The organism is Clostridium algoriphilum (assembly GCF_020443705.1).
Classification (GTDB): Bacteria; Bacillota; Clostridia; order Clostridiales; family Clostridiaceae; genus Clostridium_AD; species Clostridium_AD algoriphilum.
This window is the reverse complement of the sequence record NZ_JAIZZK010000033.1, coordinates 21,707-41,548: the sequence shown is the minus strand read 5'-3', so window position 1 is coordinate 41,548 and position 19,842 is coordinate 21,707. Positions and strand designations below refer to the sequence as shown.

At 33.9% G+C, this 19,842-nt stretch carries 21 protein-coding genes; all 21 read right to left on the bottom strand.

Going from position 1 to position 19,842, the window contains the following annotated elements; genetic code table 11:
• Nucleotides 1-135 precede the first annotated feature (135 nt).
• Nucleotides 136-711, bottom strand: coding sequence for a cyclophilin-like fold protein (locus LGK95_RS18250; RefSeq protein WP_226126345.1), 576 nt, complete (start codon nt 709-711; stop codon nt 136-138).
• Between the two features lie 322 nt (nt 712-1,033).
• Nucleotides 1,034-1,453, bottom strand: a complete 420-nt coding sequence (locus LGK95_RS18245) for a MerR family transcriptional regulator (protein ID WP_226126344.1) — start codon at nt 1,451-1,453, stop codon at nt 1,034-1,036.
• 607 nt (nt 1,454-2,060) lie between these two features.
• Nucleotides 2,061-3,185 carry an aldo/keto reductase gene (locus LGK95_RS18240; RefSeq protein ID WP_226126343.1) on the bottom strand — a complete coding sequence of 375 codons (1,125 nt, stop codon included), beginning with the start codon at nt 3,183-3,185 and terminating at the stop codon, nt 2,061-2,063.
• Nucleotides 3,186-3,267: 82 nt separating this feature from the next.
• Nucleotides 3,268-4,014 carry a nickel pincer cofactor biosynthesis protein LarB gene (larB, locus tag LGK95_RS18235; RefSeq protein ID WP_226126342.1) on the bottom strand — a complete coding sequence of 249 codons (747 nt, stop codon included), beginning with the start codon at nt 4,012-4,014 and terminating at the stop codon, nt 3,268-3,270.
• 33 nt (nt 4,015-4,047) lie between these two features.
• A complete protein-coding gene (gene larE, locus LGK95_RS18230) occupies nt 4,048-4,872 on the bottom strand; it encodes an ATP-dependent sacrificial sulfur transferase LarE (protein ID WP_226126341.1) in 825 nt (274 codons plus the stop codon).
• A 34-nt stretch (nt 4,873-4,906) separates the two neighbouring features.
• Nucleotides 4,907-6,130, bottom strand: coding sequence for a nickel pincer cofactor biosynthesis protein LarC (gene larC, locus LGK95_RS18225; RefSeq protein ID WP_226126340.1), 1,224 nt, complete (start codon nt 6,128-6,130; stop codon nt 4,907-4,909).
• 58 nt (nt 6,131-6,188) lie between these two features.
• The gene (locus tag LGK95_RS18220) at nt 6,189-6,914 is read right to left on the bottom strand and encodes an energy-coupling factor ABC transporter ATP-binding protein (RefSeq protein WP_226126339.1); all 726 of its coding nucleotides are present in this window, start codon (nt 6,912-6,914) and stop codon (nt 6,189-6,191) included.
• Nucleotides 6,915-6,949: 35 nt separating this feature from the next.
• Nucleotides 6,950-7,738: an energy-coupling factor transporter transmembrane component T family protein gene (locus LGK95_RS18215; RefSeq protein WP_226126338.1), complete on the bottom strand. Its 789-nt coding sequence runs from the start codon at nt 7,736-7,738 to the stop codon at nt 6,950-6,952.
• Nucleotides 7,739-8,719 carry a cobalt transporter CbiM gene (gene cbiM / locus LGK95_RS18210; protein WP_226126337.1) on the bottom strand — a complete coding sequence of 327 codons (981 nt, stop codon included), beginning with the start codon at nt 8,717-8,719 and terminating at the stop codon, nt 7,739-7,741.
• A 38-nt stretch (nt 8,720-8,757) separates the two neighbouring features.
• Nucleotides 8,758-9,531, bottom strand: coding sequence for an alpha/beta hydrolase family protein (locus LGK95_RS18205; protein ID WP_226126336.1), 774 nt, complete (start codon nt 9,529-9,531; stop codon nt 8,758-8,760).
• A gap of 43 nt (nt 9,532-9,574) precedes the next feature.
• Nucleotides 9,575-9,808: a hypothetical protein gene (locus tag LGK95_RS18200; RefSeq protein ID WP_226126335.1), complete on the bottom strand. Its 234-nt coding sequence runs from the start codon at nt 9,806-9,808 to the stop codon at nt 9,575-9,577.
• Nucleotides 9,809-9,868: 60 nt separating this feature from the next.
• Complete coding sequence (locus tag LGK95_RS18195) at nt 9,869-10,069, bottom strand: hypothetical protein (RefSeq protein ID WP_226126334.1); 201 nt, start codon at nt 10,067-10,069, stop codon at nt 9,869-9,871.
• A 430-nt stretch (nt 10,070-10,499) separates the two neighbouring features.
• Nucleotides 10,500-11,405, bottom strand: coding sequence for a DUF362 domain-containing protein (locus tag LGK95_RS18190; RefSeq protein ID WP_226126333.1), 906 nt, complete (start codon nt 11,403-11,405; stop codon nt 10,500-10,502).
• 77 nt (nt 11,406-11,482) lie between these two features.
• On the bottom strand, nt 11,483-12,154 hold the full coding sequence (locus tag LGK95_RS18185; protein ID WP_404814471.1) for a DEAD/DEAH box helicase: 672 nt from the start codon (nt 12,152-12,154) through the stop codon (nt 11,483-11,485).
• A gap of 119 nt (nt 12,155-12,273) precedes the next feature.
• Nucleotides 12,274-13,365 (bottom strand): aldo/keto reductase, encoded by a 1,092-nt coding sequence (locus tag LGK95_RS18180; protein ID WP_226126332.1) that lies wholly within the window; start codon nt 13,363-13,365, stop codon nt 12,274-12,276.
• A gap of 383 nt (nt 13,366-13,748) precedes the next feature.
• Nucleotides 13,749-13,883, bottom strand: a complete 135-nt coding sequence (locus LGK95_RS22525; RefSeq protein ID WP_264174600.1) for a hypothetical protein — start codon at nt 13,881-13,883, stop codon at nt 13,749-13,751.
• A 182-nt stretch (nt 13,884-14,065) separates the two neighbouring features.
• On the bottom strand, nt 14,066-14,218 hold the full coding sequence (locus LGK95_RS18175) for a hypothetical protein (RefSeq protein ID WP_226126331.1): 153 nt from the start codon (nt 14,216-14,218) through the stop codon (nt 14,066-14,068).
• Between the two features lie 332 nt (nt 14,219-14,550).
• Nucleotides 14,551-14,706 (bottom strand): hypothetical protein, encoded by a 156-nt coding sequence (locus tag LGK95_RS18170; RefSeq protein ID WP_226126330.1) that lies wholly within the window; start codon nt 14,704-14,706, stop codon nt 14,551-14,553.
• A 453-nt stretch (nt 14,707-15,159) separates the two neighbouring features.
• Nucleotides 15,160-15,900 (bottom strand): ABC transporter ATP-binding protein, encoded by a 741-nt coding sequence (locus tag LGK95_RS18165; RefSeq protein WP_226126347.1) that lies wholly within the window; start codon nt 15,898-15,900, stop codon nt 15,160-15,162.
• A 196-nt stretch (nt 15,901-16,096) separates the two neighbouring features.
• Nucleotides 16,097-18,451: an ABC transporter permease gene (locus LGK95_RS18160; RefSeq protein WP_226126329.1), complete on the bottom strand. Its 2,355-nt coding sequence runs from the start codon at nt 18,449-18,451 to the stop codon at nt 16,097-16,099.
• 61 nt (nt 18,452-18,512) lie between these two features.
• Nucleotides 18,513-19,826: an MFS transporter gene (locus tag LGK95_RS18155; RefSeq protein ID WP_226126328.1), complete on the bottom strand. Its 1,314-nt coding sequence runs from the start codon at nt 19,824-19,826 to the stop codon at nt 18,513-18,515.
• Between the last annotated feature and the right edge of the window lie 16 nt (nt 19,827-19,842).

Genomic DNA, 19,842 nt, shown 5'->3' with positions numbered 1-19,842 from the left:
ACAAACAAAACTGCATTGTATTTCTTCAAAGTATTTTTTCACTTTTCAACGTGCAATTAAAACCCTAATATTTACATTCCTGTTTTTTCATAAGTTAGTTAACACTATCATGTTTTTGCTTTGGATATGACCTTATTAATACTTTTTAATCGTAACTGTGAAATCACCATCAAGTGATTTGAGGAATTCTATACCAGACTCAATGCTCCCCAATGGAACCAGCCCAGTCGAATAACCGAAATCACGATAATAAAAACATATGTTGCCCCATGGAGCATAATATGCCAACTCCCCAACTGAAGGGTCGTAACCTGATGGAGAACCTTCAGTAGAAAGTTTTTGGGGGAGATAACTGATTTTCTCCGTGCCTCCATAATCCTTAAAACTCAATGTCATTGGAAGCTTTTTAACAAAATTTAAGCTTGTGGCGTTATCATTCATTTTCACGATAATTTCCTTATTGTTAAAAATCAGCCGGATTCGGACATCTTTTGCAGGTTCTTCTTTGTGCGTAATGGAAGATTCATTGCTGTTTATTTCAGTATTCTTGTTGTCTGAAATTGTAGTTGACCCGTTTTTTATTGTTTCACTTTCATTAACCCCAGTAGTCTGCGAGGATGGGATATCACTTGTTGAGATTTTGCTACTCTTACAAGCTACAAGTGATAAAGCCATCAAAAGTGAAATGAAAGAGATCAAAAATCTTTTCATTTTCATATCCTCCTTGTTTCATCAAATCAATTTATTCTTTCATCGTAACAGTAGATTTTTTATCCATAACGACAAGCTTTTCTATGCCAGATTCAATAAATAAAAACCAATGGCAAAAGACCATTTACCCTTCCTAATTGCATTTTAAAACACTTATTTACTTGTGTTTGTATCAGCATAGCACTTAAAGTTAACTTTAAGTCAAGTCCTTTTTATAAAAAAAACGCAGCAAAAATTGCTGCGTAGAATGGGATTATTGGATTATAGACAAAATTAATGGAGGCATCGTCAATATGACCGCCTCCATCATTAGAAACATCGGTTAAGATATTACTTCTTCGGTACCCTGCTGATTTGCTTTTGCATGTATCTTTTCTGTACCTGCCTCAAGAGCTGTCTGGTAGTACCAGCATTTATAATCTATGACTTCAAGTGTTTTCTGCAACGATGCTATCTGTTCATCCATAATTATTTTTCTCTCAATAAACATCTCATAGCGTTCACGCAATGTTGCATCTCCCTGTCCGCACCAGTCTATGAATACCTTAATATCTTTAATGGGCATTCCCGTATTTTTTAGACATTCAATAATTTTCAGTGATCCGAGATCAATATCTGAAAAAGAGCGGATACCGGATTCTGAACGTTCCAAATTAGGAAACAGACCTTCCTTATCGTAGTATCTTAAAGTTGAAGCTGATAGATTGAATTTTTTTGAAACCCCTCCAATGGAATATTTCATGTTTGGCACACTCCTTTTTACAATAACTTAAAGTTAACTTTAACATATTTTATTAAAAAATAGCATATTAAAAGTACCATGTCAAGTTAATCTTAGCTCTCAACATACATTTTTACGTTGAATCTGTACTTAACTTCAGTGCTATAAATAACAACTAGACGTATCAAATCATATAAATATACAATAATTCAATGTATATATACTGAATAAATATCATTTTCTCTACAAAAGTCTATTATGCTACCTTCATGCAGGTGGTCAGATTCTGTTAGTTACAGGAGGAAGAGGCTGGTTTCAGGAAGAAGGTAACCCACATATTTCTCTTCAAAATTCTCTCCTCTCTCTACTTTAATACTACATAATAATAATCATCCTTATTATTTATTTAACAGACTAATTTTCTCTTTAGGATTATACTTGTTATCATTGGTGAAATCGTCAATATTTTGGGCTGAGAACAGAAATATTCGTAAGCGTAAAAGAATAGACGAATAGCAATGATAAAAATCATATGATAAAATAAACCCAATAGATCAGAATCATATTCCATCTACTGGGTTTTAAAAGTTAAAATTGTTTTAAATTACTTTTTGCATACCATATTATTTTATTCAAACATGCCTTGGACATCTTCTAGGTAATCTGTGATTGGCAGATGCTGTGGACATATCTTTTCGCATTTTCCACACTTAATACAGTCAGAAGCTTTTCCGTTACGCTCTGTCAGGCTCGTGTAATAGATACTTTGAGATTTAAATCCTCCCTTTGTATCCTGTTTTTCAGCATTATACAATGCGAAATAATCAGGATTTGCAATCTTCTTTGGGCATCCATCTACACAGTAGCGACATGCCGTACAAGGAATGGAAATAGATTCATTAACGATATCAACAACCTGGTTTACAACTTCATGCTCTTTCTCATCCAATGGTTTGAGATCCTGCATATATCCGGTATTATCTAAAAGCTGGTCCATGTTTGACATTCCGCTTAATACAATCATGACATTGTCAAGGCTCGCTGCAAAACGGATAGCCCAGGAAGGTATAGACATATCTGGATGATATCCTTTCATAATTTCTGCTGCTACGTCAGGCACATTTGCCAGAGTACCTCCTTTCACTGGTTCCATTACGATTACTGGCTTACCATGTAACTTTGCTACTTCATAACATTTCTTTGACTGGATACCCTGATTTTCCCAGTCGAGATAATTCAACTGAATCTGAACAAAATCTACTTCCGGATGATTTGTCACTATTCTATCTAAATGATCTGCGGAATCATGCATGGAAAATCCGATATTTTTGATCTTTCCTTCTTCTTTTTTCTTCTGAATAAATTCAAACGCATGGACTTTTTCCGCAAGATCATAGGACTGTCCTGCAATATTATGTAACAGATAGTAGTCAAAATATTCTACACCACACTTTGTAAGCTGCTCATTAAATAAGCGCTCCAAATCATCTTCTGTTTTTACCATGAACATTGGCATCTTAGTAGCAACCGTGAAGGAATCTCTAGGATATCTCTTAACCAAAACTTCCTGTAATACATTCTCACTGATAAATGAGTGATACAGATATGCTGTATCAAAATAAGTAAATCCTCTTTCCATAAAGATATCTACCATCTTTTTTAACTGATCATAATCAACACTTTTCTGATCTTCCGGGCTTATAAGTGGCAGTCTCATAAATCCAAATCCTAATTTTTTTGCACTGTTTTCCATTTTTACGACCTCCAAATATTTCTATTTTATATTCTTTCCCTCTTCATTCAAATAAGCGAATGCAATATGAATCATATTTAACTCATAGCTTATTAATTATGCTAGCATTATACGCTGCACCAAATCCATTATCTATATTTACTACACTTACACCGCTGGCGCAACTATTTAACATTGACAGTAAAGCTGAAATCCCACCAAAGCTTGCTCCATATCCAACACTAGTTGGAACTGCAATTACAGGTTTATCTACAAGTCCTCCCACAACGCTAGCTAAAGCTCCTTCCATTCCAGCAATCACTATAACAACTTTTGCGCCTCTAATAACATCTAATTTTGAAAAAAGCCTATGTATACCTGCAACACCTACATCTATTATTTTGATAGTTTTATTTCCTAATATTCTAGCAGTTTCAAATGCTTCTTCTACAACAGGTAAGTCAGAAGTACCTGCTGCAACAATCGCTATATAACTCTCTGTAAGGGGTTCTCCCTTTCTATTAATAGTTATTGTTCGTCCAAGTTTATTATATTCTGCGTCGATGCATATTTCTTTTACTGCATTATACATTTCCTCGTTAGCTCTAGTTCCTAATATATTGTTATTTTTTGTGATCATATATTTAACAATATCTCTAACTTGATCTACGCTCTTTCCTTCACAATATATTACTTCCGGATAACCAACTCTAATTTCTCTTTGATTATCTATTTTAGCAAAACCTAAATCTTTAAAAGGTAAATCTTCTAAACTTTCAAGAGCCTCTTCTAAATTTATTTTATTATCTTTAACACCTTTCAATAAAGCTCTAATTTCTTCTTTATTCACTAACTTTATCCTCCTAAGATTTTTGTTTATTTTTTATTTGTTTTGCGCATTTGAGTTTTTAATTATAGTTTCATTGAAGCTCCCTACTCTATATCCTTGCATGTCTAATGTTACATACTTAAATCCGCATTCTTTTATCTTTTTAGCAATGATGTCTAAAAGCTCTTCATCAAATAATTTACTTCTGTCATTTTTGCTTACTTCAACTCTTGCTAAATCTCCATGACATCTTACTCTAACAGCTCTAAACCCTATGCTCATCATATATTTTTCTGCATTTTCGATTTTCTCAAAATCTTCTACTTTTAATTCATTTCCATAAGGTATTCGTGTTAAAAGACAAGCGTATGCTGGCTTATCCCAAGTATTAAGTCCTAATTCTTTGGAAAAAGCTCTTATTTCTGCTTTAGCTACTTTGCATTCTAAAAGTGGGCTTTTTATTTCTAATTCCTTTAATGCTTTAAGACCTGGTCTATAATCACTTATATCATCAAAGTTAGTTCCATCTATTACACAGTTATAATCTTGCTCCTTCGCAATAGCTAATATCATACCAAACACTGCAGTTTTACAATGATAACATCTATCTTCTGGATTAAATTTTATTGAATCAATAATTGGAGCTTCAATAATTTCATGCTGCACTCCTAATTTTTTAGCTAATTCCTTTGCTTCTGCTATTTCCCACTTTGGAATATATGGAGACATAATTGTTACTGCTTTTACATTATCCCCAAGAGCTTCTTTAGCTACTCCAAGCAAAAAAGTACTATCTACTCCACCTGAAAATGCTAAAACTACTTTTCCTAAACTTTTAATATATTTTATTAATTCATTATACTTTTCATTGTTTATCATTTATCTTTCCACCTCTCACTCATAATACATAATTTTAATTTATATCTTGTTTATAAACTGCCTTATATACCTTATCTATAGATATATTTTTTTCTTTTGCTATAGTCTTACATTCTTCGTATTCTGGTTTATATTTGACTAGCTTCCCTTTATAATAAGATTTCTTTATTGTAATATCTCCATACTCTGTTTTTACTTTTGAAAAATCTCTATTAAGCATTATTTTTTCAACTTTATATTTTCTAACACCAATCGATGTAGTTTCTTCAAAAATAACATCTAAAGCATCCTGTTCAACTTTTTCATTAGTTAACACACTTAATTTTATCCCAGGTCTTCCCTTTTTCATAAATATAGGTGTTTTAAATACGTCTAAGGATCCTACTTCAAAAAGTTTTTCTTCTACATATCCATAAAGTTCTGGATTCATATCATCTATATTAGTTTCAAGTATATAATGCTCTCCTACTTTTTCAGAACTTTCCTTCTCACCTAAATATACTCTTAAGACATTTGGAATTTCTAAATCTCTATGACCTATTCCATATGCTATCTTCTTAATTGAAAAATCAAGATTTTGAGTAAATTCTTCAACATTTGTCGCGAGTATTGCTGCGCCAGTAGGAGTGGTCGTTTCAAATTTTACTATTCCAGCATTTACAGGAATATTCTTTAAGATTTCTACTGTTGCAGGAGCTGGTACTGGCATAAGACCATGAGCACATTTAACAAATCCTCCTCCAACTTGAACTGGAGATGCAATAATTTTATCAACTTTTAGATAGTCTAAACAAATAGCCCCCCCTACCATATCTACAATTGAATCAATTGCTCCTACCTCATGAAAATGTACTTCATATAATGGTTTTCCATGAATCTTTGCTTCTGCCTCTGCAACCTTCATAAACATATCTATACTAAGTTTTTTAACCTTATCACTTAAATCATTTGAATTTATTATTTTCTCTATATCCTTCAAGTTTCTATGATGATGTTCGTGACTATGGTTATGCCCATGTAAATCTTTATCTGAAATATGTATCTCATCATCTAATTTATCTTTTAATATGACGTCTACCCTAGTTCCTGTTATTCCAAGTTTCTTAGATTTTTCAATTTTTATTTCATATTCAGAATTTAAGTTTAATTTTGAAAGTTCTTGTATTAAATATTCTTTAGGAACTCCTAAATCTATTAGTGCCGCTAAATTCATATCGCCACTTATTCCACAAAAACAGTCGTAATATAAAATCTTCATGTTTATCACTCCTTCTAACTGTTTAAATTTTAAATGATATCTTGTCCAATGTTTAAAATTATATAATGTTATATTTTCTTAAAAAATCTTGATCATTCATGATATTTTCATATTTATCGTCTCTTATTATTTTATGATCTTCTGAAAATACTATAGCTCTATCAAAAACACCTTGTATATATTCAAAATCATGAGTTGCACAAATTATAGTTTTGCCGCATTTATTTAGATCAATTAATAATTCTTTTAAAAATCTTTTCCCTTTTGGATCTATCCCATTCATGGGCTCATCTAAAGTTATTACTTCTGGATTCATAGCTAAAACACTAGCAATTGCAACCCTCTTCTTTTCTCCTCCGCTTAAATTATATGGATGTTCATCTTTTAACTTATCTATATTAAGAAGATTAAGGCAATCTCTTACTCTTTTATTTACTGCTTCCTCTGGTAATTCCATTTGCATAAGTCCAAATGCCAGTTCTTCAAAGACAGTAGAACAAAATAGCTGCGCATCAGAATTTTGAAACACAGACCCTAATCTTTTATGAAATAGTTTTAATAACTTAGTATCCTTTAATGTATGTTCATTTATTTCAGTATTATCAAATGTATACTTTCCCTTGCTTGAAAAAATAATGGCATTTAATAGTTTTAAAAAAGTTGACTTTCCGCTTCCATTTGGACCTATAATAGCTATAGATTCCCCTTCTTTTATATGGACATTTACATTGTCAAGAGCTACTTTATTCTTGTATGTAAATGAATTATTCTCTAATTTTATCATCAATAATTCTCCTTAATTTTTTAGATATACTTTTATTATAAGTATATAAATAAACTAACCAAGACTATATTTATTATAAAATATACATAGTCTATTTTCTTTAATTTTAAATTTGCTTTTGTAGTATATTCTCCTACAAAGCCCCTACATTCCATAGCATGGAATATCTCTTCACTCATTTTATAAGACTTTATGAATAAGTTTCCCATAATTCTTGTGAGAGAATTATATTTATTAGGAGTTATACCAATTGACCTAAGTTTTAATGCATGTAACAGGTTAATAGAATGTTCGCCTAGCAGAACAATATATTTTATGGTTAAATCCATAATCCATATAAATATATCTGGTATAAATAGTAATTTTAATGACTTGCTAATTTCACTCCATTTAGTAGTATGAGATAATAGATTCATAAGCAATATAGTTATAATTAATTTTTGGGAAATCAATAAACTATTATATATATTTCCATGAATCATAGATGGTATTAATGTTATTAAAGTTATTAAAGGAAAGATAAAACTTTTAAACAATATCCTTTTACTTGATTTCTTTTCTATAAGAAAAAGATTAATTAACACATATATATCTATTATTAATAGGTATATGAAACTTCTTGAAATAGATACACACAGTATCATTAATATAATACTTGCAACCTTTAAGGATGGATTTATTGAATAAATTAATTTATCTTGATTTTTATTTTCCCTGATTATCGAAATTATTTTAATTAAAGAAAAAATACTTTTTTCAATGTATAAGTTTTTTTCTTCCTTTGGAATGTAATTATCTTTTTCTGAAAGCCATTCTGGAACCATTTAATCTCCTTTTATATTTCTCTTCAAATTTATTTTCTCTAAAACCTTAAAAATAATTAAGATTATTATTACCCCAAATAATGCTGATAAAATATATCCCAAATAACTACTTAAAAATCCAAAACTATAATCCGGAATTGGAGAATTAAATTTAAATTCTTGCTCCATTCCCTTAGGCACAAATCCTATAAAATGCTTGATTTCTTCTAAGCCCCCTTCTCCCCAGGCAGTTCCATTTGCTAAAAGTCCTAAAGGAGTAGCTAAAATGAGAATTCCTATTATAGTATATAACAATTTTTTTTTGCTTACTTTTCCTTTATATATTACATCTGGTGATGCCTTTTTTATATAGCTATACGCTCCCACAGTTATTATTCCTTCCAAAATTCCAATTACTAATAAATGAGGTATCATCATAGCTGGAATAGATATAGCTATCCCATAGGGACTATATAGGGGTTGTCCTGAAAAACCCTTAAAAAGTAATGGCTGAACACCTAATTCCACTGCGACAAATAAAGCTACTACATTGACAGAAATATAACCACCTAGGAAAGCTCCAATATATTCTCCTTTTTGATTTTTAAATATTATTTTTGTTAGTTTGAATAAATAAAATGCTGTAAATGGCATTATAAAAGCCATATTAAAGCAATTTACCCCGAGTGTTAAAATCCCTCCATCTCCGAAAAACAATGCTTGAATTACAAGTGCTATAGTAACCGCTAAAACAGCAGAATAAGGTCCAAGCAAAATTGCAACAAGTGCACCTCCAATAGCATGGGCTGTGGTTCCTCCTGGAATAGGCACATTAAACATCATAATTAAAAATGAAAAAGCTGCTGCTACTCCAAGAAGAGGCATTTTCTGTCTTGTTATTTCATTCTTTACCTTTAAACTTGCTTTTCTCCATATAGGCAGCATAAACACTCCAAAAGTAGCACAAGTTGAAGGACTTAAATAATTATCAAGTATGTGCATAAAGTTATTCCCCCTTAGTTCCAGTTTGTGATTTTCATCTAGAAATTATATTTTATCTGTTTTGCTTTTGCTACAATAAAATCAACTGCCAATACCACTGCCTCATCCAGATTATGCATAAAGCAGTGATCCTGCCCTTCAAGTAGATGTAGTTCACTGTCAGTGTATATCTCTTGGTATTTTTTCGATGCAGTGTAACTAACAACATAATCAGATGTCCCGTGAATAAGGCATACAGGCCCCTTATACTGAGATGACACCTCATAAATGGGCAAATGTTGTGCAATACCAAAATATAAGCTTCTTAACCGTATATTACCAAATATAACGTATTCCGGTATATGATCCGGATCATATTGCACACCCATTATCGTACCCTTTATGGCATCATCCTTTAAAGTTGCAGCTGGTGCCATCTGTACGAGACAGGCAATCTCATCTGGATAGTACCCTGCAGTCCTCCCGGCTACCACACCTCCCTGAGAATGCCCGAGTATGCTGATGCTTTCCACGAAGTCAAGTTTCTTTGCATAACGTAAGATTTCCATGGCATCTTCCACCTCATTCATGACGGTCATGTCTTCAAACATCCCATCACTCTCCCCATGTCCATTGAAATCAAATCGCACAGAAGCGATATGATTCTTCAACAGTTCCTGTGCAATCCATACATGCATCAGCTCTTGACGATTTGCCGTAAAACCATGCATTATGATGACAAGAGGACATTTCTCCCCTTCTTTAAGTTCGGGTTTTTCAAGCGTTCCAACTAAATCCAAACCCGCCCGCCTAATTTTTACATTTTTTTTCATTTCATTATTCCTCTCCAAAACCTTCCATTTATAATAGCCACTTTCATCTGTAAATAGCAATATTGTTGTAATATACCATCTGACTTGAGAAACTACCAGTGGTACGCATAATGCTGTTGTACGGTGCAAATTTTTTTGGAATAGCAATGTCTTTTGGACATCCATGCGTACAATATTCACAGGCAGTACATTGCAAGTCTGTATTTTCGTTAATGATTTTAGTAACCTTCTCAATAATGGTATTCTCTTCTTCATTCAAAGGGATAAAATCGGACATATTTGAAGTCTCGTAGTGGCAATTTTGTAGCTAATTGAAACGAATCCCTAGGGTGACGTTCTACCAAAGCTTTACGCATTGCTTCTTCAGCATGTAGCCATGATATGTATAGGCAGTATCAAAAAAAGTGAATCCCTTTTCTAAATAGGTATCAAATAACTTGTTAATTAGTTCGTAGTCAAAAGAAGTCTGGTCTTCCTTATTTAGTAAAGACAAGCGCATACATCCATAACCAAATTTTTTTTCGTTCATCAATTCCATAATGAAACCTACTCAATTCTTTCATGTATTTTATTAATTCATTTCAACATAAACTGTATTACCTTGAGTGAACTCCAAGTCAAGTGTTTTTCTGATTTTTTTGAACTTATGTAGTCTGTTTTATAATCGAGCTTTCAGGCAAAACTAATATTTTCTTACTCATTGTATTTATCATTTCTTTTCTAGATTTTATATTTTTGATACTATATATAGCCTACCACTTGGAGTGCACTCCAAGTCAATACCTTTTAATAAAAATTTTCTCCATTTGAACACATATCCACCATTTGTCATAAACTGTTTTTAACTATTTATTTTTAAAATTAAGAAGTGACGAAACTTAACTGCTTCGCCACTTCTAGAAAGTCAAAAATTTCCACTTTTTATAATTCTATTTACACATTCTGAAAATATTATTGAAGATGGTATATCAGTCATCAATCGTAAACAAATCATAATTGCGGGTTCCTAAACCAATAAAATCCGCATGTTCCAACGTGTGGATACCGTGTCTGGATTCCATACGCTCAATCAGTGCTCTACCATCCGGTGCATCATATACAAAATCTACACAGGCCTGGTCAAGTGCTACTGGATCCAGGGAGGCAAGTATACCGATATCTTCCATCTCAGGTTTTGCTGGATGTGAATCACAATCGCAGTCTACAGACAGATTATTCATGACGCTGATATAAATAATATTTTCACCTTCATAATCGGCAACAGCCTTCGCTGCTTCCGCCATTGATTCCAGAAAATCATCCTGCGGTGTGTCAAGACCAAAGCCAGTAGTTGCAGTTCCTGCACTATGAATCATGCTTTTTCCCATAGAAGAAGCAATTCCAATCGACATATTTTTGATAGCTCCACCGAAGCCACCCATAGCATGTCCCTTAAAATGTGAAAGGTCCATGACAAAATCATAATTTGCTAAGTGCGAGCCGACAAAATCTTCTTTCAGATGCTTTCCTTTTGTAACCGGAAGGCTGATGCTACCATCTGCATCCATAATATCAACTGGTGCAATGCTAGTGAAACCATGCTCCACTAATACATGGCTATGAGATTCCGTAGTGGAACGTCGACCGCCGTAAGCGGTATTGCACTCTACAATCGTACCGTTCACAGCCTGGACGAGGGGTTGTATCAGTTTAGTAGAAAGAAAATAATGCCCACCTGGCTCACCGGTAGATAGCTTCACTGCAACCTTTCCGATTGCCTTGCGGTCCAATGCTTCATAAATGGCCATAAGCCCTTCCGCACTGATGTCCTTAGTCATATAAACAATCGCTGTTTTTTCATTCTCACTATTTTTCTTGTTCATTACTTTTTTCATGTTAATACCTCCTGTTCTTTGCTTTAAATAAATGTCTTGTAACTATCTATAATTTACTTTACCACTTGGAGCTAACTCTAAGTCAATTCCACAGGATTTGCTATAGTTGCAGAACTACATAGATATTGTGGTGATGAATTATAATATCTGCATACTCTTCCTAATCTTCGAAAAACATTTGCCACATGGGAACCAAATGCTCCTCTGTACGTATGCAGTTCATCAATTACGACATATTTCAGATTCGAAAGTATAAAATCAAATCCAAATTTACTATGATTCGGTAAAAATGCACCATTTAACATTTCTGGATTAGTTAAAATGATATTGGCGCTTTTTCTAATTCTGCTTCTTTCATTTACGGTCGTATCTCCATCATATACCCCTGCTGAAATCCTATTTTCCCCAAAATACTCCAAATACGGTAAAATAGCACGATACTGATCACTTGCTAATGCTTTTGTAGGATATATAAAAATTGCTCTTGCAAGTGGATTTAATAAAATTTCTTGAAGAACCGGCAGCAAAAAGCTAAGTGTTTTTCCACTCGCTGTAGATGTTGTTATTACAATATTAGGACCTTGCATTGCTTTTTCAAACATCTCCGCCTGATGACAATATAATTTTGTAATCCCCTTTTGAGAAAGGTACCCACATAATTCCGCAGACAAGGTACTCGGAAAATCCAAGTACTTTGCTTCTCTTTTGGGTATTGTTTTATTGTATATAATTAAATCACGTATATTCATTAATATTGCTCCTATTCTACTAAATTACTTATAATTATATACAAAAGTATAAATAATTACATCTTAGTTTAATAAGCAAAATGCACCCATTTCCAGGTGCACTCTGAGATATAACTAAACTATTGAAAAAACTCCACAGCTTCCTTCATCTTTTTTCTTACTTCCACATGAAATGGACAATTCTTTTCACATGAACCACATTCTATACAATCTGATGCATGATGTTTCAAGTTCTGATAATGATCTCTTGCCAATTCATCCCCTGCCTTTGCCAAATCAAGATATTTATTGACTGACCCGATATTAATTTCTTGTGGACATGGTTGACAATGATTGCAATAAATACAACTCCCTTGTATATCTTGTCGTTGCATAGTGCCTATAAATGAATAGTCCTTTTCATCCTGCGTTAAATCATAGTATTTAAGAACATCTTTTAAATCTTGTAGATTACGCACTCCTGGCAAACAGGATAAAACAGCTGGACGGTCAAGTGCATATTGTAAACATTGATATATTGACATTTTTCTTCCAAGTTGAGAAGTACGATCATTCAGTAATTGCCCTCCGCCATAAGGTTTCATAACTGTAATTCCAACACCACGCTTAGAACATTCCTGATAAAGTTTCATTCTTGTATCTGATAACGTCAATTTTTCACCAGCTGGCTCAAAATCATAAGCAGCGTTAAGACTGAGCATAAATATATCAATCTTTCCTGTTTCTAAAAGTTTCAAACATACTTTCGGAGAATGAGAAGAAACTGCCAAATAACGAATTATACCATTCTGTTTCAATTTCACAGCATAATCCAAAATGCCACCATGTATAATATTTTCTAAATCCTCCATTTCATCCACACAATGAATCATACCTATATCCGCATAATCAGTGTGATAGCTTTTAAGTTCCTGTTCAAAGCCTTTCTGCAACTGCTTTAGGTCTCGTGTACGTACATACTGTCCACGAGGATAATAAGCGCCAAGGTGAATCTGCATTACCATCTTATCCCTATGTCCTTCTAGTGCAGCCGCAATAGCAGGCTGTGCACTAGAATCATACATGACCGTATCCATAAGATTGATTCCCTGTTCCATACCATACTCTATTATTTTACGCACCTGCTGTGGAGACGCTTCGCTTAAGCCTCCCGCACCTATTCCTATTGTACTTACTTTTCCTCCATCATGAGGTAAATCTCTATATTCCATTTAAATTTTTCCTTTCTGAAGTCAATGCTTCATTCATTATCTAATAATTCTTGCAACCATTACTATGTCGCCCGCCACATTCCTCCTGTAGCTTTGTTAACAAAGTAAGTGAAATACTCGTGGATTATCATCCTTTTTATGTTATTATTTGTTGTTCATATTTACAACAAGCATAACACTTAAAGTTAGCTTTAAGTCAATAGGTTATTTTTTATAAGCAAAATTATAGAACCGAAACTTGCGATAAACCCTACTACACTAAAAAATTGCAAAAGATGCCTTATCTATAATAGATGTATAGCTGAAAATCCGGCTAAGGTGAAAGCAACCCCAGCCGGTATCTCTGATAATCTATTCAATTTCACACTCAATTTCCGTACTATCTAGTAGAGTAACAATAATTTTCCTCCCTCAAATACAGTCATCTTCTCAACTATTGCATTAAAAGCTTCAATGAAAACTTTATAAAGTACACTATCATCTATATGCTTGTTCTCACCGCTCTTTTTCACCTTCACCTCATACTTCCTATTGCACCTCCATACTACAATTCATCTGATTTCTTTAGTAATTCTTATAGTTATTTATGACGAACTTTAAGAAGAATTTGTTGCACTTTATTACTTACCCCGGTCATATATCAAAAGTTCTCAGATATTACTTTTCCGCCTTAATGTGTACCTACCTTTACAAACAATATTTAATGTTCATTTATAAAATTATTAAGTCGTTCATGCCAATCATCTGGTTCAAAAATCCCCGGATCTGTATCCTCCCCAAATAAAAGATCTACTAAGTATCGCGGCTTTTTACCACCTATATACATTGATTTACTTATAAATACTATTCTCAAATTATATTAACTACTTTTTTCCTTGCATACACATCTTCTTATTTATATTTATTTAGTCTTGTATTGTTGTTAGACAAAATATCATTAAAATATGGAATCATTCCAATTATTCACGCTTCTTGTTTTATTGAATAGTATAGATAATTGAGATTGACATACTTGTGTCTTAAAACTTTTTCACCTCAGAGATGATATTGTCATTCCAATATATATATATATTAAACAATTATTTCCAGGGAAATATTCTGAATTATATGACTATTGCAATTTCATTAAGACTAACTCAAAATAATTTAGTTACCTCTTATTTTGTATATACGTAAAAAAGAAGGTTATTTTAAACCCTCTTCATGTTCAACATAATTGAAAAACCTTTGATTATTGTTTATATATCTTTTTAAAGTTCTTGGACTAATTTTTCTAATTTCACAGTCAAATATAAATTCTTTCAATTCATCATTTATTAACATAAAAAAACGCCCTCTCATATTGATTGATTATCAATATAATAAGGTGTTCAACTGGTACATTCATTACTAAGATGAATTAAACTATTCGTATACCATCATGCTATGTCCTTAAAGTCCCTCTCCCTCAAACTCATCTGGATACTCAGAATTGTGATAGACATCCTGAACATCTTCATTCTCCTCAAGAGTATCTATAAGCGCCTGAACTTTAACAGTACTTCTTGCTTAAACTCCTTATCGTAAGTTCTAACCTTGCCCATTTACCAAAAACCTCCTATAATTAACTTATATTATATTCGGTTTCTTCATGTCCGGCAAATCCGGGAAAGGTCAATAGACCTTTCTTCCTTATCAGAAACTTTCTTTCTGAATTATCTTAAGTCTTTCCTTTCAAACATTCTTAAGAACTTTTCCTTTCGAACTTACCTAATAAATTTTCTATATGAACTTTATGCGAATGCCAATGAAAAATTAGAATCCATTTTCCACTAACCATTTCATAATGCTTTCTTCTCTTTCCTTAATATCGTCATGCTGCGCATCGTATTTACGCATTTTCTTCTGTGTAACAATATTTCCATCTACCATATACAATATTCTTTCAGTTTTTGCTGCCACCTTTACATCATGCGTAACGAGCATTACGGTTGTGCCTTTTTTATTAATCTCTGCTAGAATTGACATAATCTCTGCTGCCGATTTGGAATCTAATGCGCCGGTCGGTTCGTCTCCAAATATGATATCCGGATCATTTATCAATGCTCTGCAGATGCCGGCCCTCTGCAGCTGTCCACCAGATGCCTGGGTGATATTATTATCCGCAAGCTTTTCAATTCCTGTCATTTTAAGTAGTTTTTTTGCTTTTTGATTTACCGCATTTTTATCCGCATCTTTTGATACAAGAGCAGGAAACATAACATTGTCAATCAATGACAGATTCTTTAAAAGATTAATATCCTGAAAGATAAATCCCATGTTACTTAGTCGAATCTTCGCCAGTTCTTCTTCTTTTAGTCCACCGATTTCACGACCTTTAAATTTCACACTACCAGAAGTAATTCTATCCATACCGCATACATTATATAGCAGTGTTGACTTCCCGCTTCCGGATGGCCCCATGACCGATACGAATTCACCTTTTTCTATCGCAAAGTTTACATCCTTTAAGATATGAAGCTCATTATCTTTCCCTAATTCTACTTTTTTGTTCATACTTCTTGCTTCTAATATATTGATCATACATATTCCTCCAATATAAAATATTTAAATCAAAGTCTATATCCACAGAGGCACACCGGAATGCCTTATTTTTCAGGAATCTGCATTCTTATCTGTATCGGTGCCTTCACGCAGAAGACTTCTTCCACCTTCGCAGATACGCCTCCTGCCCGGACCTTTTTCAGCAGTTCTAACTTCTTAAACCTACAGATAAATCATCTTCTACTGTTACCTTACAGCACACAGATATAGTAACTCCAACTACTATAATCAGCGCTAACGGACATAGCAGAAAGGTCTGCCATGCAACAACAACAAATTGAATTCTTGCAGCTCCTATAGAGGACATTGCCATACTTACAAGAAACTCCCCTAAATAATTAGAAGCCAGCACTCCAAGTATGATTCCCAATATCAGTACCATCAAAATCCCTGCCATATATTGATGTTTAACATTTTTAGAAGTTAATCCCACACTTCGCATGATTGCAATCTGGGACATATCCTTTGACAATAACATCTTAGTGAATAATGCAGTTATCAATATAACAATTATTACTGCAATTGCGATTCCGCATATAACAATTGTGCTCATCTGATCAATCATATTTCCATTAGTCTGCTGTGTATATTCTTTGATATCATTTGCCTGCGCAGAATCATAGGTATTCTGATAGTAGTCCACTTTCTTTTTAATATCAACGCCTGGAGCCACATCCATGTTCGCAATATACCAAAGAATGGCATCTTCATTTAAACCAAGACTGGTATCCGCCTTCGCTGTTTTCCCACCATTTGTAATATCTTGATAAATACCACATACTTTCATAATCTTTTCCGTCCCTGCAACCTTTACTACTAATTCATCTCCCACTTTCTTGTTTAATTGGTCTCCTGACGCATTTACATAGGAAATTGAGATTTCCCCTTCACCCTTCGGTGCTCTCCCTTCCAGATAATTTAATGGAAATACGCCAAAATCTCCGGTTTCAATATTAATATAGTCCCAGGAACCTTCCGGATTTTTGACCTGGTAGGCACATGTGATGTAGGCCGCATACTTTTTAATATCCGAATCATTCTTCAGCTCTTCCTGCAGCTTTTTAAAATCTTCTGTAATCGTATCTGTCCTTCGAAGATCGATTCTCATGTCGCATTTTCCCATTCCCATGTATGTGGAAAATGACCGTGAATTCATGGTGTTATACATATTTATCGGAAGAATTACAATAAACGTACTCACTACAAAAATTAAAATCAGTAACCTGTATAATTTGAAACGCTTCCATACATCCCTAAGTCCCATGTAAATATTGGTGCTGAAGAATTTGTTCTTAAGCAGTGGAAAACTGTATTTTCGGTTCTTTCCACGCTCCATGATATCTGAACGTAATGCTTCCACCGCAGAAATCTTATCGATTGTTTTCAGTACTTTCTTGCAGTACATCACAATCATGAAATATACAAATAATGGAGCTATAAGAGATAGTCCATATTTTAAGTTTCCTGATAAATTCGAAGATATATAAAGTCTCATATTAGCGTTAAACAGATTTACCACTATAAAGGAAAGCAAATAGCCTATTATACCGGCTACCACTGCCATGACTCTGTATTTGATAAGATATACCTTATTTATATCCTTTTTGGATACTCCCATTGCTTTCATAACACCGATTTCTCTTAAATCTTCATCAATCGTTGCTAGAAACGTAAGTCTGATACAGAAGGAAGCTATAATAATCAGCAGAATACTGATAAGTATAATTACCATCGCAACTGTCGCATCTGACATGGCATTAAACAATATAAACATCTTTCCTGAGACTATAGGACCGTTTGCCGGAAGACCTGCTTTGGTATATGCAGTCTGAACAGCCTGAGAATCCCCATTTTTATTCAGTTTAAACTCGATAAGATATTCCAGTTCCCCTACCTGCTTTTTAAGCATTTCATCATAGTCCGCCTGATTAATAACAAACCGTTTCGAAGTAATCATGGAAGAGTTCATCTCATAATCTCTTGCATAATCTGAAATGACAAGTTCTTTCTGATACGCTTCACTTTTCACTGTAATCGTATCACCTATTTTTAAGTCAAATTGTTTCATGAGATAGATGGGAACCGCCACTTCGCCTTCCTTTACATCCAGCTTTTCATTATCCAGATCCAATATAAAATCAAATTTCTTATTTTGTACAACAAATGAACTTTGCTGTATCGTTCCATCCATCGTTTCATTTTTGCCGAAAAAAATATTCATTCCATCTAAATCCAGAAGAACCATCGTCTCCTGCATCGCTATGTTCTCACGCTGTTCTTCTGTAAATTTATCAATTTTTGCCTGGTCATATTTTCCTAAATGCATCTGCGTAATGTCAGATGGGACTGCACGTTCCTGCAACTGCGACATCGACTGAATCAGATTTGCAATGATATTTGTTGCACTAGCTCCCAAAATAACTGCCATGGTTATAAATACAGACACTGCCACAGTTATGATTTTCTTCCTGCTGAAATCATTCTTTACAATTTTAAAAAACATTATTTTTTCTCCTTCCGACTATATGTCATTGCTTTTAAATCTCTTATCATTGAAATGATTGTTATGCCTCCAAACTACCTTCTGCTTCTTTCTGTGTTTCCATTTCACGGATAGTCTTTGATTTAGATACAATTAGTGCCGTAATTACAAGACCCAGTCCTGCAAGAATTATTAAGAATCCGATTCCCCTTGTTTCACCAGTTCCTATGATTTTCCCAACAGTATCTGCCAGCACACCACCTTTTACCAGTGCCGGATTAAATACATAATCTGCAAGAACACCTGCCAAAACATAAGCAATTACATATCCAAGCTGTGAAATCAAAGAAATAAGCCCCCATGCTCTACCCTGCTTATCATTATCAATGGATTTTCTTATGAGAACATCAATACTTGTAGTCGCATATGGCAGGGAAGCAAAGAATAAAAACCCTGAAATAATAATGACCGGAATGCTTGTCGTTGCGCCAAAGCCTGCCATAGCAATACCAGACACAATAAAGCTTGCCACCATGACATTTACATAATTGCTCTTTAAGATTCCACTACCAATCATGATACTGGACACCATCATACCGCAGGCAACTATTGTCTGCAGAATTCCTGTTGTTTTCTCACTGGCAAAGGATAAGATCATCGGTTTTGACAGCACCTGAATAAATCCCATATAAAACATTAAAAAGGAAACAAGTATAATTAACAGCATGACTCCTTTAGCCTGGAGAATAATCAGCCATCCTTCTTTTAAGTCTATAAAAAAATTCATTTCTTTCTTAACCTGTGACTTTACCGCAAGAGACTTTCTTACGGAAAAGATTGCGGCAACCGTTACAACAAAGGTCATAATATCAATGATAATTATCACTTCAATACCATAAGATGCCAAAATTAAACCACCAATAATAGGTGAAATCAAAAACTTTGAAGAGGATGCAATCGACACCATTCCACTTGCTTTTGCATAGTCATCCTCTGTCAGTAAATCCGTAATTGTTGCTTTATATGCCGGATCTAACAAAGCTACAAATGCGGAGCTAAATCCCACACAAAGGCAGATTTGCCACACCTGAATATGTCCTTTGTTCATAAGCACCAGCAGAGCGATCAGCCCAAACGATGATACAATATCTCCCAGTAGCATGAGTAGTCTTCTATCAAATCGGTCTGCAAGAACCCCCGCAGCCGGACATAATAAAATTGCCGGCAGAAGTGCTGCCATTTCCACCATTGACACATCCACAGCTGAATGTGTCAGCTGCCACACATACACTCCAAGACCAAAGGCTGTCATTCCAGAACCGATATTAGATATAAGTTCCCCCATCCAGATAATCAGGAATTTTTTAAAGCTATCTTCTTTTTTTACTTCATTCACTATATGAAATCTCCCC

Bases quoted from the DNA above. Each gene is read 5' to 3' on its own strand.
- LGK95_RS18215 (WP_226126338.1), bottom strand. From the start codon at position 7,738: ATGGTTCCAGAATGGCTTTCAGAAAAAGATAATTACATTCCAAAGGAA.
- LGK95_RS18195 (WP_226126334.1), bottom strand. From the start codon at position 10,069: ATGGAATTGATGAACGAAAAAAAATTTGGTTATGGATGTATGCGCTTG.
- LGK95_RS18165 (WP_226126347.1), bottom strand. From the start codon at position 15,900: ATGAACAAAAAAGTAGAATTAGGGAAAGATAATGAGCTTCATATCTTA.
- LGK95_RS18205 (WP_226126336.1), bottom strand. From the start codon at position 9,531: ATGAAAAAAAATGTAAAAATTAGGCGGGCGGGTTTGGATTTAGTTGGA.
- LGK95_RS18240 (WP_226126343.1), bottom strand. From the start codon at position 3,185: ATGGAAAACAGTGCAAAAAAATTAGGATTTGGATTTATGAGACTGCCA.
- LGK95_RS18180 (WP_226126332.1), bottom strand. From the start codon at position 13,365: ATGGAATATAGAGATTTACCTCATGATGGAGGAAAAGTAAGTACAATA.
- LGK95_RS18250 (WP_226126345.1), bottom strand. From the start codon at position 711: ATGAAAAGATTTTTGATCTCTTTCATTTCACTTTTGATGGCTTTATCA.
- LGK95_RS18245 (WP_226126344.1), bottom strand. From the start codon at position 1,453: ATGAAATATTCCATTGGAGGGGTTTCAAAAAAATTCAATCTATCAGCT.
- LGK95_RS18160 (WP_226126329.1), bottom strand. From the start codon at position 18,451: ATGTTTTTTAAAATTGTAAAGAATGATTTCAGCAGGAAGAAAATCATA.
- cbiM (WP_226126337.1), bottom strand. From the start codon at position 8,719: ATGCACATACTTGATAATTATTTAAGTCCTTCAACTTGTGCTACTTTT.
- LGK95_RS18170 (WP_226126330.1), bottom strand. From the start codon at position 14,706: ATGAGAGGGCGTTTTTTTATGTTAATAAATGATGAATTGAAAGAATTT.
- LGK95_RS18220 (WP_226126339.1), bottom strand. From the start codon at position 6,914: ATGATAAAATTAGAGAATAATTCATTTACATACAAGAATAAAGTAGCT.
- LGK95_RS18200 (WP_226126335.1), bottom strand. From the start codon at position 9,808: ATGTCCGATTTTATCCCTTTGAATGAAGAAGAGAATACCATTATTGAG.
- larC (WP_226126340.1), bottom strand. From the start codon at position 6,130: ATGAAGATTTTATATTACGACTGTTTTTGTGGAATAAGTGGCGATATG.
- LGK95_RS18185 (WP_404814471.1), bottom strand. From the start codon at position 12,154: ATGAATATACGTGATTTAATTATATACAATAAAACAATACCCAAAAGA.
- LGK95_RS18190 (WP_226126333.1), bottom strand. From the start codon at position 11,405: ATGAAAAAAGTAATGAACAAGAAAAATAGTGAGAATGAAAAAACAGCG.
- larE (WP_226126341.1), bottom strand. From the start codon at position 4,872: ATGATAAACAATGAAAAGTATAATGAATTAATAAAATATATTAAAAGT.